Source organism: Aeromonas sp. MaB10011B (assembly GCF_017939325.1).
In the GTDB taxonomy this organism is placed as follows: Bacteria; Pseudomonadota; Gammaproteobacteria; order Enterobacterales; family Aeromonadaceae; genus Aeromonas; species Aeromonas caviae.
In genome coordinates this window covers 1-14,659 of the sequence record NZ_JAGKRK010000025.1, presented here as the reverse complement: position 1 = coordinate 14,659, position 14,659 = coordinate 1, and the positions used below count along the sequence as shown (strand labels likewise).

The following is a 14,659-nucleotide window of genomic DNA, read 5'->3' as shown; positions in this document are numbered from 1 at the left end:
GGTCACGCTCTTACTTTGCGGGCTCTTGCGGCGGAGCACCGTTGGAGGTGATCAAGCAATACATTCAAAACCAGCGGGGCTGACGCCCCGGCGAAATTCCCCTCCCACCTACGTCGGAGGGAGTCCCCTTTCGCATTTAAGATGGCTGCAAGCAGCAGGTTATCTCGCTGTCGTCGCGTCACGGGACAACCTCGATGCGGATCACCTGCCAGACCATGTTGTTGTGGATGGCGGACACATCCATGTCGGGATGGGCCGAGAGGGGGACCAGCAGCCAGAGCGGCCCTTTATTGCGACGGGTGAGCGGTTTGTCATCCTGGTAACGCACCAGGGTCAGCGGCACCTTGGCAAACAGGGAGAGATCGACCCGCTGCTGGTAGCCATTGAGTGCGGCAACATCGATGGCGCTGGCACTATCCACCTGCTGCTGCGCCAGCACGCTCTTCAGGGTCGGTCCACGATAGCGGTGAGTGCCGAGGGTCCAGGGCGTCGCCGTCTCGAACTCCACTTGTGGCAAGGCTGCCAACGCCGCCTCATCCAGGGTGATTTCCCGCTTGTCCGGCAGGATCAGTTGCAATAGCGAAGAGGAGGAAGCCTGGGTACCGAACGAGAAAAGCACCAGCAGGAGCGAGGCCATCCCGCGCGTTGGAAAGTTCATGACATGTTGTGCCAACTGCATCTTGAAGTTAGGAGCCAGTGTGGCGATTTCAGTGGGTCAATGCAACTGTGTGAAAAATCAATAATTAGGGGCCCCGCATCTCCATCCAGTTATGGCCCTCGACGGAGAGAGGCTGATGCACTCCGCAACTTTGCAGGAGTTCATCCACAAAAGCGGGCACAAGCAAGGAAGCCGGACCATAACGTTTTTCATCAAACTGGCTGCCCACTTCGCTCGGCTCCAGATTGAGCTCCACCGTATGGGCACCGTTCAGGCCGGCCTCATGGACGAATCCGGCGGCAGGGTAGACCGCCCCGGAGGTCCCGATGGAGATGAAGAGATCGCACTGAGCCAGGGCCGAGTAGATGCGGTCAAGTCCGAGGGGCATCTCCCCGAACCAGACCACATGGGGGCGCAGCGGGTGGGGAAACTGGCAGCAGGAACACAGCTCTTCCTGATGGAGATCCCCGCGCCACTCGATCACCTGACCAGAGCCCGGGCAGCGGGCCTTGAGCAACTCGCCGTGCATGTGGATGAGGTTCTTGCTGCCGGCACTCTCGTGCAGGTTGTCGATGTTCTGGGTGACCAAGGTGACGCGCCCCGGCAGCAGGCGCTCCAGACGGGCCAATGCATAGTGGGCCGGATTGGGGTGGATCTCGGCGCGCTGCAACTGATGGCGCCGTGCATTGTAGAAACGTTGTACCAGTTCGGGATCCCGCGCATAGCCTTCAGGGGTGGCCACGTCCTCCACCATGTGCTCTTCCCACAGGCCATCACAGGCCCGGAAGGTCTTGATACCGGATTCGGCCGAGATGCCGGCACCGGTGAGGATCACGATATGTTTGGCTGACTGCACCATGGTTGTTCTCCTCCAACGGGTAACAGGCTGACCTTAGCACAGGAGCAAGAGGCGGCCCATTCGCCCTTGGTCTTAGGCCGATGGGAGCACAAAGCTCGCCATGGGCGCGAGATCCAGCCTGGCAAAGACCATCTCCCGTCCTGTCACCAGGGTAAGCGGCAACCCGAGCCCCTTGAGCAGAGCCAGCATGGGGCGATTCTGGCCGAGCACTTCCGCCGTCCACTCCCGGATCCCCTCCCCGTATGCCAGCCGCGCAAGCGCCAGCAGGATGCGACGCCCGGCGCCGCGATGCTGAAAATGATCCGCGACGATGCAGGAGAACTCAGCCCTGTCCGGGTGCAGGCGCCGGCGAACGGACTGGGCCATGGCAAGCGGCCCCCCCTGCTCGTCGGTCAGCAGCAATCCTATCTGGGGTTCTCTGGGGTAGTCGAGAAAGAAGGCGAGCTGCTCGGCCGTCGCAGGCTGCTTGGCCCGCATGAAGCGCAAATAGACGCTCTGCTCGCTCAGGGCGTCATAGGCCGCGCTTATTGGCTTCGGGTCGCTGCCCGCCAGCTCCTGCAAGCGGCAAGTCAGCCCCCCCACCACCATCGTCATCGGCAAGGCGGCCCGTGAGGCGGGAGCCGTCCAACCCGACATTCCCTGCCACAAGCGCGGCTCATCGAGCGGCCAGCAAAGATAGCGAGCCATTTACCAGCGCCCTGCCACGCCGCGATCCTGCCACTGGGCGGCATCCTGCAGGTTGAAGGGGTCGTCGAGGTAGAGCGCGATGCCAAGCTCCCGGGAGCGCTGGATGAAGCGGGCCAGCAAGGAGTCGGCAGCCATCGCCTCCAGTTCGGGCAGCAGGTGTTGCCCGAGCAGCAAGGATTGCAACGGCAGACGCTCGATGAGATCAAACGGCAGGTGCTGGGCATGATCGAGCAGCAGCGCGAGTCTGGCCCCCGCGAGGCTCGCCTGCAGCACCAGGGCGAAACGGTCCGCCTGGCTCAGCAGGTGATCCCGTCGGTGGATGACCAGGGTGAGTTCGCTTGCTTCTCGTCCATGCTGCTCGAGCCAGAGCTTGAGCGGCTCCCAGTGAGGGGAAAGACCGCTCAGGCTCAGCCAGATCGGCAGCGTGCAGGAAGCCGCATCTGCCAGCAGCCCAAGCTGTCCTCTCGCCTCTCCCTGCCAGCTACGCACGGTGCGCTTGAGCCCGCCCAGCCTGCGCTGACGCTGGGGGCCAAGATAGAGCATCTTGAGCAGACGCAGCAGATCGTCGCTTTGCAGCGGCTTGGCCAGGGCGGCCAGCACGTTGAAACCCGCATCGTGCAGGAGACGCCGGGCGCCGTCTATCAGGGTCTGATCATGAGCGGAGAGCAGGATGATGGGCAGACCGCTGTGGTGATACTGGGGATGGCTCATCAGCAGGCTGATGGCATCCTGCTCCGCTAGGCTGAGATCACAGATAAGCAATCTCACGCCCCCCTCTTCCAGCGCCTTGAGGCACCCTTCGCCATCCTGAACCCAGTGGCAGGGCAACCCCAGTCCCTGGATCTCCTGCTGAATGCAGGCTCCCTGGAAGGGGTGATCTTCGAGCAGCAGGATCTGGCACTGGGCGAGCCAGGCACGCCACCCCTGCTCCCGTGCCTGCAACCCCTCGAGCCAGGGATCGCTGAGGCGATAGATCCCTGCCCCGGGAGCCAACAGATGAGGCAGATAGTCGGCCCCCTGATGAGAGGCAGGATCAAACAGGGCGATGGCCCCGGCGGCAAACAGTCCTTCCCATTGCCAGCCGGCATCGGGTCGGGTGCGGTGCAGATTGGCATAGGCCGGCAGGCCCGCTCCCTTGACCGCCAGATGGGAGACGGCGTCCAGGGCATAGACGCTGACCGGGTAAAACGTTGGCTCCTGGCTGTCATCAGACTCCAGCAAGGCCATCAACTCTTCATCTGTGATGATCATGTCATGCTCTCTCGCCCAGTTGTCGGCAGACCTCTTCCACGCACTGCCTCAAGGCGGCTGCAAAGGGATGTCCGGGGGCCTCCTGCCAACGGTCGATCACCTCTACCAGGGGGGTAGCCCCCACCATTTTGGCGGCCCCCTTCATCTTGTGTAAAGCCGTATTGAGGGCCTTCTCGTCCCCTTGTGTGACACACCGCTCAATGTCGGCCAGATCATGGTGAACCGATGCCAGATAGATGTCTACGAGGGCCGGGCTGAGGGACACGGGCAGGGAAAGGGCTGCCGTTGGCTGCGGTGCCTTCCCCCCGTCATGGGGGCCAAAGACGGTACGAAGCAATACGGCCAGATCCCTGAGCAAGACGGGTTTGTCCAGATGGCCCTGACAGCCGCATTCCGCCAGTCGCTGCGCCGCCTGCTCGCTGAGATCCGCGGTGATCACGTAGACGGGTAGATGCTGCCAGCGTTCATCGGCGTGCAATTGCCTGCAGAGCTCGGCGCCGTCCATCACCGGCATCTGCAGATCCGTCAGCACCAGATCCACCGACTCCGATTGCAGGATCTCCTGTGCCAGACGGCCATTGGCCGCGCTCAATACCCGGGCCCCCAGCTGACCCAGCTGCATGCTAATCAGCATTCTGTTCACCTCGTGATCTTCCACCAGCAGCACCCGCCTGCCTGCCCCCGGCAGGTCCGTGATCTCCTCGGCGCCACGGACGAGTCTGGGCTGCAGCAGGCTGACCACGGAGCCCGGGATCCAGGGTTCCCCCTGCCAGTACCAGGCGCGCAAGCCCCCATCGTCCTGCATGGCCCCAAGGCAAGGTGCCGCCGGATCCTCGGCCACGCCAAACTCTGCGAGCCAGGCCCGCATATATTCGAGCTCCCCGGGCAACAGTTGTAGGGAGACCGTCTTGACGCGCGGTTGCCAGGGCGCCTTCTCCTGCGCATGCCTGAGGGGCAACGAGCAGAGGAAACGGCTACCCCCGCGAGCCAGAGGCTCGACCCGGATCTCGCCCCCCATCTGCTCCATCAACTGGCGGCAGATGGCTAGCCCAAGCCCGGTTCCCTGGGCTCTGGGCTGGCCAGGCTCCTCCCCTTGTTCGAAGGGCAGGAACAACCGGGGCAACAGCTCGGCACTGATCCCGGGCCCCTCGTCGTCCACCCCGCACAAAATCCACTCCCCTTGTCGCCGGGCCCAGATCACCACCTCTCCCCGCTCGCTGAACTTGATGGCGTTGGAGAGCAGGTTGTGCAGCACCTGCTGCACCCGGTGGGGATCGAGTTCCATCAAGGCGGGCAGCGCCGGGTCGAGCGCCAGGCGCAGTTGCAGATGGCGGGATCGCGCCTTGGACCAGTGCACCGCCGCCACGTGTTCGCACAGCTCCACCAGATCCGTGGGCTGTACAGAGAGGCGCAACTGACGCGTCTCGTTGCGGCTGAAGTCGAGCACGTCGTTGAGCAGCCCGAGCAGTTCATTGCCCGCCTGCCTGACATGGGCCAGAGCCGAGGCCTGCTCTGCATTGAGTCCGGTCTGCTCGAGCCACTCCAGCAAGCCGAGCATGGCGTTCATGGGGGTGCGGATCTCGTGGCTCACGGCGGCCAGGAAGCGCCCCTTGGCAAGCACGGCCTGCTGGGCCTGCTCGTGGGAAAGCTGCAGGGAGTGCTCCTGCTCCACCCTGGCCGTCACATCCTGCACCACCCCGTAGATCCGCCACCCCTCCCCCTGACGGCGCCCCCTGCCGGAAAATTGCAGCCAGCGGGTTCCCTTGGCGGGGTGCTGATAGCGCAGCAGATGGGAGAAAGGTCGCCCGGCTTGCAGCATGGCCAGCATGGGGGCTCGCATCTCGCGCCTGTCCTGGTGGGAGATGCGAGTCAGGGTCTCGTTGGGATTGACCCGGATCTGCTGGCTCGCCAGCCCCAGCAGTTCGTGACTGCCCCGGCTCACAAACTCCACCCGGGTGATGGCTCCCCCCAGCAGGGTGAATTGCAGCACCACACCGGGCACCGTATTGGTGAGGGCGCGCAGGCGCCGCTCTGCCTGACGCAGCAGGCGGGTACGCTCGCGCAGGGCGCTGATGTCGGAGAGGGCGATAAGATCCCCTGCCGGTGCCTGGGGGCCCAGTCGCAAGGGGATCTGGGCATAGGAGTAGACCTGATCGTGCAGCGCCAGCTCCCCTTCGGCGCCCTGCAACTGTGGCGCGGGCAGCACCAGATCGGCGGCGTAGCGCGCCTCCATGCGCTTGGCCCGCTTGTTGCGCTTGATCACCTCCCCTTTGTCATTGCGCAAGAACACGGGCACGGGGAGCGCCTGGAAGAGAGACTCCCTGAACTTGCTTTCCAGCGCCAGCGCCTGCTCTACCTTGTGACGCTCGCGGGCCTCCTGGGCCAGTTGCTGGCGGGAACGCCAGACTGACCAGATCACCGCCATGCTGATCAGCAGTGCCAGCAACACGGAGCCAAGCCAGAAACCGTAGCTGACCCCTTCCTGCTGGTTGACCACCAGGCGACGCCAGCGTTGCACCAGCTCGTCCACCTGCCGATCATTGAGGGTCATCAGGCTCTGATCCAGCACCCCTGCCAGGCTGGTCTGTTCCGGCCGGATGGCAAAACCGAGGCCGAAACGCTCCGGCAATTCGGTGATGGTCAGCTCGCTCAACTGGTTGTTTCGAATGGGATATTGGAGCTGGTACAACTCCGCCAGCATGGCCTGGGCATCCCCATGCCGCACCGCCGCCAATCCCTGCAGCAGGTTGTCGGTCACCTCCCACTCATGCTGGCCGAACCGGGCAAGCAGGCCGGGATCATAGAGCATTCTCGGGACCACCACCTTGCCACTGACGTCCGCGAGGGAGGCAGGCCCCCTCTTGCTGCGACTGACCAGAGCATAGCGGCTGGTCGCCACCATCCGGGTGAAGTCGAACTCCTTGTTCAGGGCGGCGGACTCCATCAGCCCGACCATCATGGCGGCATCGCCACTGCGCAGCAATGCCAACGCCTCCTCCCGGCTGGCGGCGGGTACCAGCTCGAAGCGCAGCCCTGTCTGCCGACTCACTTCCCGCAAGACATCCGCACTCCAGCCAATGAGCTCTCCCTGCTGGTTGACACCGCTGTATGGCATGAAGCCGGGATCCGCCACCATCTTGATGGTGTGGGCCTTGCCGACCAGCCAGGCCTGCTCCTTGTCGTTAAAATGCAGAGGATTCACATCCTGCTCACCCTGAGGCAGATACTTGCCCAGATCCCGGTAGAGACTGCCCGGCGGCAAATAGCGGATGGCCGTATCCACCAGCTCCAGCAACTCGGGCTGGTTGCGCATCATCAGCCGGTAACTGATGACCAGATCATCGCTGCGAAGACGGCGAAGGCGCAGCCCTTCATCCGGGAATTCCCGCATCAGGTAGCGCAGTTGCAGATAATCGCCGAGATAGGCGCTGCCCTTGCCGGCCACCAGGGCACCATACCAGTTCTCGGCATCGGTCAGCTGTTGCTGGGATGAACCAGGATAGAGACGCTTCAGGATCTCCTGGGCCTGCCAGATAGGTGACACCAGAAACTGCGCCTGATCGAGCTCACCCCGATAGAGGATGGCGGACTCCGCCTCCATCATGGCCCGGCTCAAGACGGTATCGCTCGAGTTCGACCGGGCAGGCCCGACGTGAGGAATGAGATCGCAGCGCCCGTTCAGCAGATCCTGCGTCATGGCTGCCCAGCTCGGCCGCTTCTCGAAGCGCACCGGTACCGGCAACAGCTCTGCCAACCGCGTCAGGCGATCGATAAGCAGGCCCCCCTCCGCCTCCAGATAGGGAGGACGTTGCAGGGCCGGGTAACAGAAGGTCAGTCCGGTGAGCGAATCGGCATAAGCCTGGGCACCCGGTGACAGCGGGAGTATGGCGGCACGCAGTGGCAAGGCCAGCAGCGCGCCGGACAACAGAAGGATTTTTATCATCGGAATGGAAAAGCCAGGCGATTGCCTGGCTTTTTGTCACTCGTTGGGTTCAACATTTTCTACCCTGGCCTTGAGCTTCTGGCCGGGCCGGAAGGTCACCACGCGACGGGCGCTGATGGGAATATCCTCCCCCGTCTTGGGGTTGCGTCCGGGACGCTGGTTCTTCTCGCGAAGATCGAAGTTACCGAAGCCGGAAATCTTGACCTGTTCGCCACGCTCGAGCGCCTGTCTGATCTCCTCAAAGAAGGCTTCCACCATATCTTTGGCTTCACGCTTGCTCATCCCGAGCTGGGTGAACAGGTGCTCTGCAATGTCGGCTTTGGTAAGCGCCATAGATCAATCCCTCAAGGATGCATTCAACTCTTCACCGAGGGCCCGCACGACATTGTCCACGGTCTCGGCGATCTCTTTCTCCTCCAGGGTGCGCTGGGTGTCTTGCAACACCAGGCTGATGGCCAGGCTCTTCTTGTCCTCTGCCATACCAGCGCCCTGGTATACGTCGAACAAGTTTATTCCAACTAACTGATTTCCGCCAACTTTTTTAATTACTGCCAGAACGTCGCCTGCCAGGATCTGTCTGTCAACCACCACGGCGATGTCGCGACGGTTGGCCGGGAACTTGGATACTTCGGCAGCAACCGGCACCTTGGCCGGCGTCAGTTTGTCCAGCTCCAGCTCGAACATGACAGCGAGGCTCTTGAGCCCCAGCTTCTTCTCGAGGCTCGGATGGATCACGCCGATGTGGCCGATCACGACGCCATTACGCAGAATGGCTGCGCTCTGGCCCGGATGCAGGGCACTGTGCTCGGTGCGCTCGAAGGTGAAGGTAGCCCCTTCGGCAGTCAGATCCAGTACCGCTTCCAGGTCACCCTTCAGATCGAAGAAGTCGACGGGACGGGCCTTGACATCCCAGTGCTCGTCCCCCTGGTTGCCGGTGATGATGCCGGCCAGCATGGGTTCCTGACGGATGCCGTTCTCGGCATTCTCGTCCTTGATGAAACGCAGGCCCTGCTCAAACAGGCGCACGCGTGGCTGCTGACGGTTCTGGTTGTAGACCACCGCCTGCACCAGACCCGGGAACAGAGAGACGCGCATGGCGGACATCTCGACCGAGATCGGGTTCGGCAGCACGATGGCATCGCTCTGCGGGAACAGGGTTTGCTGGGTCTTGGGATCGACGAAGCTGTAGGTGATCGCTTCCTGGAAACCGCGATCAACCAGCAGGTCGCGTACCCGCTTCAGGGTCACCTGCCCTTCAGCCTGCTCCACCATCGCCAGAGAGGCGGCGGGTTTCAGGTTCGGGATGTTGTTGTAGCCGTAGATGCGGGCCACTTCCTCGATGAGGTCTTCCTCGATGGCGATGTCGAAACGCCAGGAGGGAGCCAGCGCGGTCCAGCCGTCAGTATCCACGGTTACCTGCATGCCCAGACGAGTCAGAATTTCGACCACCTGCGCATCCGCCACGCTGATGCCGATCACCTTGTCGAGCTTGGTGCGGCGCAGCTTGATGGGGGCAGCCTTGGGCAAATGGGCATCGGATTTGACTTCGATGACCGGACCCGCTTCACCGCCGCAGATGTCCAGCAGCAGACGGGTGGCACGATCCATCACCTTGGCCTGCAGCTCGGGATCCACCCCGCGCTCGAAGCGGTGGGAAGAATCGGTATGCAGACCGTAGGCACGGGCACGGCCGGTGATGGAGAGCGGCGCGAAGAAGGCGCACTCCAGCAGGATGTCGGTGGTGGTCTCGGAGACACCGGTGCGATCGCCGCCGAAGATGCCGGCCATGCAGGCAGGGCCTTTGGCATCGGCAATCACGAGCGTGGTCTCTTTGAGCTTCACCTCGTTGCCATCGAGCAGGGTCATGGGCTCGTCGGCCTTGGCGCGACGCACCACCAGTTCCCCTTCAAGCGTCGCCAGGTCGAAGGCGTGCATCGGCTGGCCGTATTCCAGCAGCAGGTAGTTGGTGATGTCAACGATGGCGTCGATGGAACGAATACCGCCACGGCGCAGCTTCTCCTGCATCCAGAGCGGGCTCTGGGCGTGCAGGTTCAGCCCCTTGATGACACGGCCGAGATAACGGGGGCAATCTGCCGACGCTTCAACCCGGATCGGGAAGGTTGCATCGATAGTGGCAACAGCCGGCGCCCAGGTCGGCTCGACCACGTCCACGCTGTTGAGCACGCCGATTTCACGGGCAAGACCCGCGATGCCGAGGCAGTCGGCACGGTTCGGGGTCAGATCCACATCGATGCTGACGTCGTTGAGCGCGAGGTATTCACGGATATCGGTCCCGATGGGGGCATCCAGCGGCAGCTCGATGATGCCATCGGCTTCGACGTCGATGCCCAGCTCGCTGAAGGAACAGAGCATGCCGTGGGACGGCTGGCCGCGCAGCTTGGCTTTCTTGATGGTGAAATCACCCGGCAGGGTCGCCCCGACCTTGGCCACGCACACTTTGAGGCCGGCGCGGCAGTTCGGCGCACCGCAGACGATGTCCAGCAGCTCGGCCTCGCCCACATTGACCTTGGTCACCCGCAGCTTGTCGGCGTCCGGGTGCTGGGCGCACTCGACCACTTCACCCACCACCACATTGTTGAACTGGCCGGCTACCGCTTCCACGGCGTCCACTTCCAGACCGGCCATGGTGATCTGCTCGGCCAGTGCATTGTCACTCAACTCGGTGCGGACCCACTCCATCACCCAGGATTTACTGAATTTCATGTTCTCTCGCCCTTACTTGAACTGCTTGAGGAAGCGCAGGTCGTTTTCGAAGAAGGCACGCAGGTCATTGACCCCGTAACGCAGCATGGTCAGGCGCTCAACGCCCATGCCGAAGGCAAAGCCGGAGTATTTTTCCGGATCGATGCCGACCGAACGCAGCACGTTCGGGTGCACCATGCCGCAGCCCAGCACTTCCAGCCACTTGCCGTTTTTGCCCATCACGTCCACTTCGGCGCTCGGCTCGGTGAACGGGAAATAGGAAGGACGGAAGCGAATCGTCAAGTCTTCCTCGAAGTAGTTGCGCAGGAAGTCGTGCAGGATGCCTTTCAACTCGGTGAAGCTGGCATGCTCGTCAACCAGCAGGCCTTCGACCTGGTGGAACATCGGGGTGTGGGTCATGTCGTAGTCGTTACGATAGACGCGGCCCGGCGCGATGATGCGGATCGGCGGCTGCTGATGTTCCATGGTGCGGATCTGCACACCGGAGGTGTGGGTACGCAGCATCAGATCAGGATCGAAGTAGAAGGTGTCGTGATCGGTACGCGCCGGGTGGTGAGCCGGGATATTCAGCGCATCGAAGTTGTGGAAGCCATCTTCAATCTCGGGACCACGGGCAACCTTGAAGCCCATCTCGCCAAACAGGCGCTCGATGCGCTCGATGGTGCGGGTCACCGGGTGCAGACCGCCATTCTCGATGCGGCGGCCCGGCAGGCTGACGTCGATGGTCTCGGCGGCCAGCTTCTGGTTCAGCACGGCGACTTCGAGGGCTTCACGACGCGCGTTTAGGGCATCCTGAACCTGCTGTTTGGCCTGGTTGATCACGGCGCCCGCTGCGGGACGCTCTTCAGCGGACAGGGCACCCAGTCCCTTCATCTGCTCGGTAAAAAAGCCCTTTTTACCCAGATATTTGACCCGGATTTCGTCGAGGGCGGCGATGTCGCTCACGCCCTCAATTTCGGCCTTGGCCTGGCCGACTACTTCTTCAAGCTGTTGCATGTCTTCCTCGTCACCACTCCCGGAACAGGAGCCTTTAGGCTAAATAAGGTCAAGAGGGGAATAATACAAAAAAAGCCCCTTGGCTGACCATAGTTATGACGGGCTTTTCTCCCTGCAAATCATTTTGTTATATGGATAAAGCCACAAGCCAGATGCAACAGGATTAAGACAAGCGTCGTTTGTTCTAGTTTGTTGGCATATGGAAGGATAAAGCATTCATGAACGTGGCATGCTACCTGCCAACGCTCAAAAATGAGCAACAAAAAAGGAGGCCTGAGCCCCCTTTCCATGTCTAATAAAAACAACAACATAGATAAATATCAATGAGTTACGAGCGACTTGAGGGTACATCAAAAGCCCCGTGGCGACCCTGTTTGGGGCAATTTGTGGACACTACATCATGCGGCAGGTAGCGGGTTTTCCAACGGGTTAAAGCGCACTGCATCGCTCAGATAGTCCGGTGCAAAGTGGGCATAGGTCATCGTCTGCTGGATGTTGTGGTGGCCCAGAATTTTTTGCAGCGCGAGGATGTTGCCCCCGGACATCATGAAGTGTGATGCAAAAGTGTGGCGGAACACATGCACCGCCTGCCCTGCTGGCAGATCCGGCGCCACGGTCTTGAGCACGTCACGCACCACCAGATAGTCAAGGTCACGGAACAGCGGGCCCCGGTTCACCCCGCTCGTTATCTCCTGGCACAGCTCGGCCGAGATCGGCACGGTGCGGTTCTTGCCATTCTTGGTGTTGATGTAGGTCACCCGGCTGGCCAGCACCTCCTCGCGGCGCAGATTGGCCGCCTCGCTCCAGCGCGCCCCCGTGGCCAGGCAGAGTTTGACCACCTTCAGGTTATCCCCCGAAAGCGCCGCCAGCACGTCGTTGATCTCGTCCTGGGTCAGGTAGCCCATCGACCGTTCGACCAGTTTGACCTTCTTCATCTCTTTGAGCGGGTGCTCATGGTGGTAATGACCGAGTTCGGTGAGCACCGAGAACACCCCGCCCAGCAAGTCCCCAACCACTGCATTCTCACTTTCACCACTCCTCCATCAAAACACTGTTATTTTATACAGCATTTGATGATGATTAGCAGTGTTTAGCTAAGGCGACTACATATATAGGAAAGCTGGCAATGGTGGGAATTGTCTAGTTCTGTGCGGAGACCCCATCAACACAACGCTACATAACATTTAACAAACATTAACAAAGACCCGAATATGAAGAACTACCACTTGGCAGCGAACCGGGAATTCAGATAATAAGTGCGACACTCATGGATGAATGGCGAGAGGTGGCCAACTGCTGATTGGTGGTACCCTTCTGCTCGCCAAAGTAAAAGCAGTATCACCATGAGCTATCAGCAGTTGACCGAGGGGCAACGATACCAGTTATCGGTGCTTCGCGCACAGGGGATGTCCATCCTTGCCACCGCACGCGCCATTGGCGTTCATCGCTCCACCCTCTACCGGGAGCTGCGTCGTAACGCCGGGCCGCAGGGCTACCAGCCAGACAATGCGCATCAGCACGCCACCCACCGACGGGCCAGTGCGGCCAAATCTCGGCTATCTGCCGATGTCATCCAGTTTGTCGAGCTGACACTCGCCTGGTGGTGGAGCCCGGAGCAGATAAGCGCGGTGGGCATGTAATGACCCACTGAAATCCTGCTCAGGTCATAATGAGTGGAGATCACAGACATGAGCATCACGATGGACGAAGAAATCAAACGTTGGACGGCCAAGCGCAAGTCCGCCTTGGTCATGGAAATCATTCAGGGCATTAGCATGGCCAGGGAAGGGCGCCGCATGAATGGGTGCCATCGGGCAGCGCTGCATCATACGTGAAGCCTACGCTCGCTCACAGCCTCCCAGCGCACGGCAGGGGGCCCACGGCGGCGTCTGCGCCACGGAATCCGCGCTCATCCGCTCCCGCCTGCGGGGTTCATCAAGAAAAATTTTTGCAAAAGTAGATTACCGCAAAACCATAGGGCCAGGCCTCGCCACATCAAGGATCTGTGGCTTGGCGAGGATCTGAAAGGATCGAAAGAAATTGCAGGGCTTTACTGTTTCGAGGAGCTTTGGCTAACAATAATGAAAGCGTAACTAATTGAATACTTGGTGATTATAGAACTTTTCGTGGCAACCTGAATGATCGGGATGGATCGTGGACGCCGTGGGGGAATTGAGAGAACGCTTGGAATTTCAGGTGATTAATGGCTTGTAGGGGGAAAACGAAAACTGAAATTTTGACAGGGATATACGGTCTTGGTGTACCGACTAACCTGTTCTACGGAAAGCAGGCTTTCTATGAAATGTGTCCGGTCACGCAGGGAGTGGCTGATAACTGGACTCACTAAGGGGGCCGGACTTGCCTGCACGAAACTTCAAGCAGCTTCGCTAAACTGAACAGGTAGGGTGGATGTTCCTTCGTACATGGAACTATCTCCAGATCCTTGATGGTTCCAACATAGTAAAAGGGACTGATAGTTTCTGGTGATGCTATAGAAATAACCATGGGGCCTATATCGAGACCCACAAGTCTTGCAGCCCTATTAACGGCCTCTGCAATGAGGGCAGCGTTGAATGGGGCTCTACAACCATCACGTTTAATAACTACCGGTTTCACTTTGTTGTCACCTTCGGTCCTGTCAGCAATTATCTACCCAAGAAACAACACACTGCTGCTTCAGTATGAAGATCCCACCGGAGGAATCGGCGGTTCCCCCTTAGTAAACGTGAGTTAGTGGTAATTGAACTCGAATTCATGGAAATGGCTCATATGAACCTCCCTTTTAAGAAAACTATGCATTCTTCTTGAAGTCAGTTGAAATCAAACAATCAGTTTGCTCTAGGCGCTAAAAACCTCCTCGACCGTGAATCCTGCCAGGGAGTCACAGCAACATCTCTGACCTTCAGGCACCAAAGATACAATTCCATGCCAGACGTAGGAGCTCACGACCACATTGAAAAGCTGCGCCTTTCAAAAAGCTCTTAGTGAGTCCGTCATTGGCAGGCACTGCTTCATGTTTGCCTTTACGGTTCGTGGGTTGTTTGTCTTTAGTACTTTCTTTTCTGCGTCGCGACATATCAAATTTCCTTGATATGAGGGACGCCTAACTCATCGTTTGCCGTGGGTAGGAACGGCAATACTAGATATTGGACTGCTTGCGCTCCACTTCAAGACTCATTGAAAACTATTTTATGGAAGAAATGAGAAGTGGGTTCCAACTGAACAGAGAATGTTGGCCAGGAGAATAGACCGTTCAGATGAGCTTTGGTGGACACGATGTGGACACATCGCCATGTAGGAAAGCCAGAAAAACTTAAGGCCACCCGCTTGGGTGGCCTTAAGTCATTGAATTAGTTGATGGTGCCGGGGTCGGACTCGAACCGACACGTATTGCAACGGCGGATTTTGAAACCATCGCAAGCCGCTGTGAATCAATGGGTTGCCGTGTTTTCGCGGGTTTGCTTGTGGATGGATGGGGGTTATTGGGTGTCACTGGTGAGCGCTGCCGCCACTTTGCCGCCATTTTCCAGCTCGATTCGCC

General features: G+C 59.9%; 11 protein-coding genes and 1 pseudogene. 3 read left to right on the top strand and 9 right to left on the bottom strand.

The annotated features are described in order from the left end of the window. A partial coding sequence (locus J9893_RS09435; protein ID WP_202904331.1) for a transposase occupies positions 1-83 on the top strand: 83 nt, incomplete at its 5' end. A gap of 95 nt (positions 84-178) precedes the next feature. On the opposite strand, the gene J9893_RS09430 is transcribed toward J9893_RS09435, so the two are convergent. The 9 genes from J9893_RS09430 to J9893_RS09390 all read right to left on the bottom strand — a co-directional run bounded on the left by J9893_RS09430 (position 179) and on the right by J9893_RS09390 (position 12,134). Next, on the bottom strand, positions 179-637 hold the full coding sequence (locus J9893_RS09430; protein ID WP_080989932.1) for a hypothetical protein: 459 nt from the start codon (positions 635-637) through the stop codon (positions 179-181). Between the two features lie 106 nt (positions 638-743). Beyond that, on the bottom strand, positions 744-1,517 hold the full coding sequence (gene cobB / locus J9893_RS09425; protein ID WP_041211443.1) for a Sir2 family NAD+-dependent deacetylase: 774 nt from the start codon (positions 1,515-1,517) through the stop codon (positions 744-746). A gap of 72 nt (positions 1,518-1,589) precedes the next feature. After that, complete coding sequence (locus J9893_RS09420; protein WP_041211444.1) at positions 1,590-2,204, bottom strand: GNAT family N-acetyltransferase; 615 nt, start codon at positions 2,202-2,204, stop codon at positions 1,590-1,592. Beyond that, positions 2,205-3,455, bottom strand: coding sequence for a response regulator (locus tag J9893_RS09415; protein WP_010674796.1), 1,251 nt, complete (start codon positions 3,453-3,455; stop codon positions 2,205-2,207). A 1-nt stretch (position 3,456) separates the two neighbouring features. After that, entirely contained in the window at positions 3,457-7,380 is a 3,924-nt protein-coding gene (locus J9893_RS09410) for a transporter substrate-binding domain-containing protein (RefSeq protein WP_041211445.1), read from the bottom strand. Positions 7,381-7,434: 54 nt separating this feature from the next. Continuing rightward, the gene (gene ihfA, locus J9893_RS09405; RefSeq protein WP_005300715.1) at positions 7,435-7,731 is read right to left on the bottom strand and encodes an integration host factor subunit alpha; all 297 of its coding nucleotides are present in this window, start codon (positions 7,729-7,731) and stop codon (positions 7,435-7,437) included. Positions 7,732-7,734: 3 nt separating this feature from the next. Next, complete coding sequence (gene pheT / locus J9893_RS09400; RefSeq protein ID WP_210600610.1) at positions 7,735-10,122, bottom strand: phenylalanine--tRNA ligase subunit beta; 2,388 nt, start codon at positions 10,120-10,122, stop codon at positions 7,735-7,737. Between the two features lie 12 nt (positions 10,123-10,134). Continuing rightward, positions 10,135-11,118, bottom strand: coding sequence for a phenylalanine--tRNA ligase subunit alpha (gene pheS / locus J9893_RS09395; RefSeq protein ID WP_041211447.1), 984 nt, complete (start codon positions 11,116-11,118; stop codon positions 10,135-10,137). Between the two features lie 398 nt (positions 11,119-11,516). Continuing rightward, a complete protein-coding gene (locus J9893_RS09390; RefSeq protein ID WP_227262765.1) occupies positions 11,517-12,134 on the bottom strand; it encodes a tyrosine-type recombinase/integrase in 618 nt (205 codons plus the stop codon). A gap of 327 nt (positions 12,135-12,461) precedes the next feature. Between J9893_RS09390 and J9893_RS09385 the strand changes: the two are divergent. Both J9893_RS09385 and J9893_RS09380 read left to right on the top strand, forming a co-directional pair. After that, positions 12,462-12,752: pseudogene (locus J9893_RS09385) on the top strand (helix-turn-helix domain-containing protein); the annotation flags it as partial. Positions 12,753-12,806: 54 nt separating this feature from the next. After that, positions 12,807-12,953: a hypothetical protein gene (locus J9893_RS09380; RefSeq protein ID WP_199770475.1), complete on the top strand. Its 147-nt coding sequence runs from the start codon at positions 12,807-12,809 to the stop codon at positions 12,951-12,953. Positions 12,954-14,659: the final 1,706 nt, after the last annotated feature.

Excerpts from the sequence above, each read along its gene's own strand:
- J9893_RS09430 (WP_080989932.1), bottom strand. The coding sequence starts at position 637 with ATGGCCTCGCTCCTGCTGGTGCTTTTCTCGTTCGGTACCCAGGCTTCC.
- cobB (WP_041211443.1), bottom strand. The coding sequence starts at position 1,517 with ATGGTGCAGTCAGCCAAACATATCGTGATCCTCACCGGTGCCGGCATC.
- J9893_RS09420 (WP_041211444.1), bottom strand. The coding sequence starts at position 2,204 with ATGGCTCGCTATCTTTGCTGGCCGCTCGATGAGCCGCGCTTGTGGCAG.
- J9893_RS09415 (WP_010674796.1), bottom strand. The coding sequence starts at position 3,455 with ATGATCATCACAGATGAAGAGTTGATGGCCTTGCTGGAGTCTGATGAC.
- ihfA (WP_005300715.1), bottom strand. The coding sequence starts at position 7,731 with ATGGCGCTTACCAAAGCCGACATTGCAGAGCACCTGTTCACCCAGCTC.
- pheT (WP_210600610.1), bottom strand. The coding sequence starts at position 10,122 with ATGAAATTCAGTAAATCCTGGGTGATGGAGTGGGTCCGCACCGAGTTG.
- pheS (WP_041211447.1), bottom strand. The coding sequence starts at position 11,118 with ATGCAACAGCTTGAAGAAGTAGTCGGCCAGGCCAAGGCCGAAATTGAG.
- J9893_RS09380 (WP_199770475.1), top strand. The coding sequence starts at position 12,807 with ATGAGCATCACGATGGACGAAGAAATCAAACGTTGGACGGCCAAGCGC.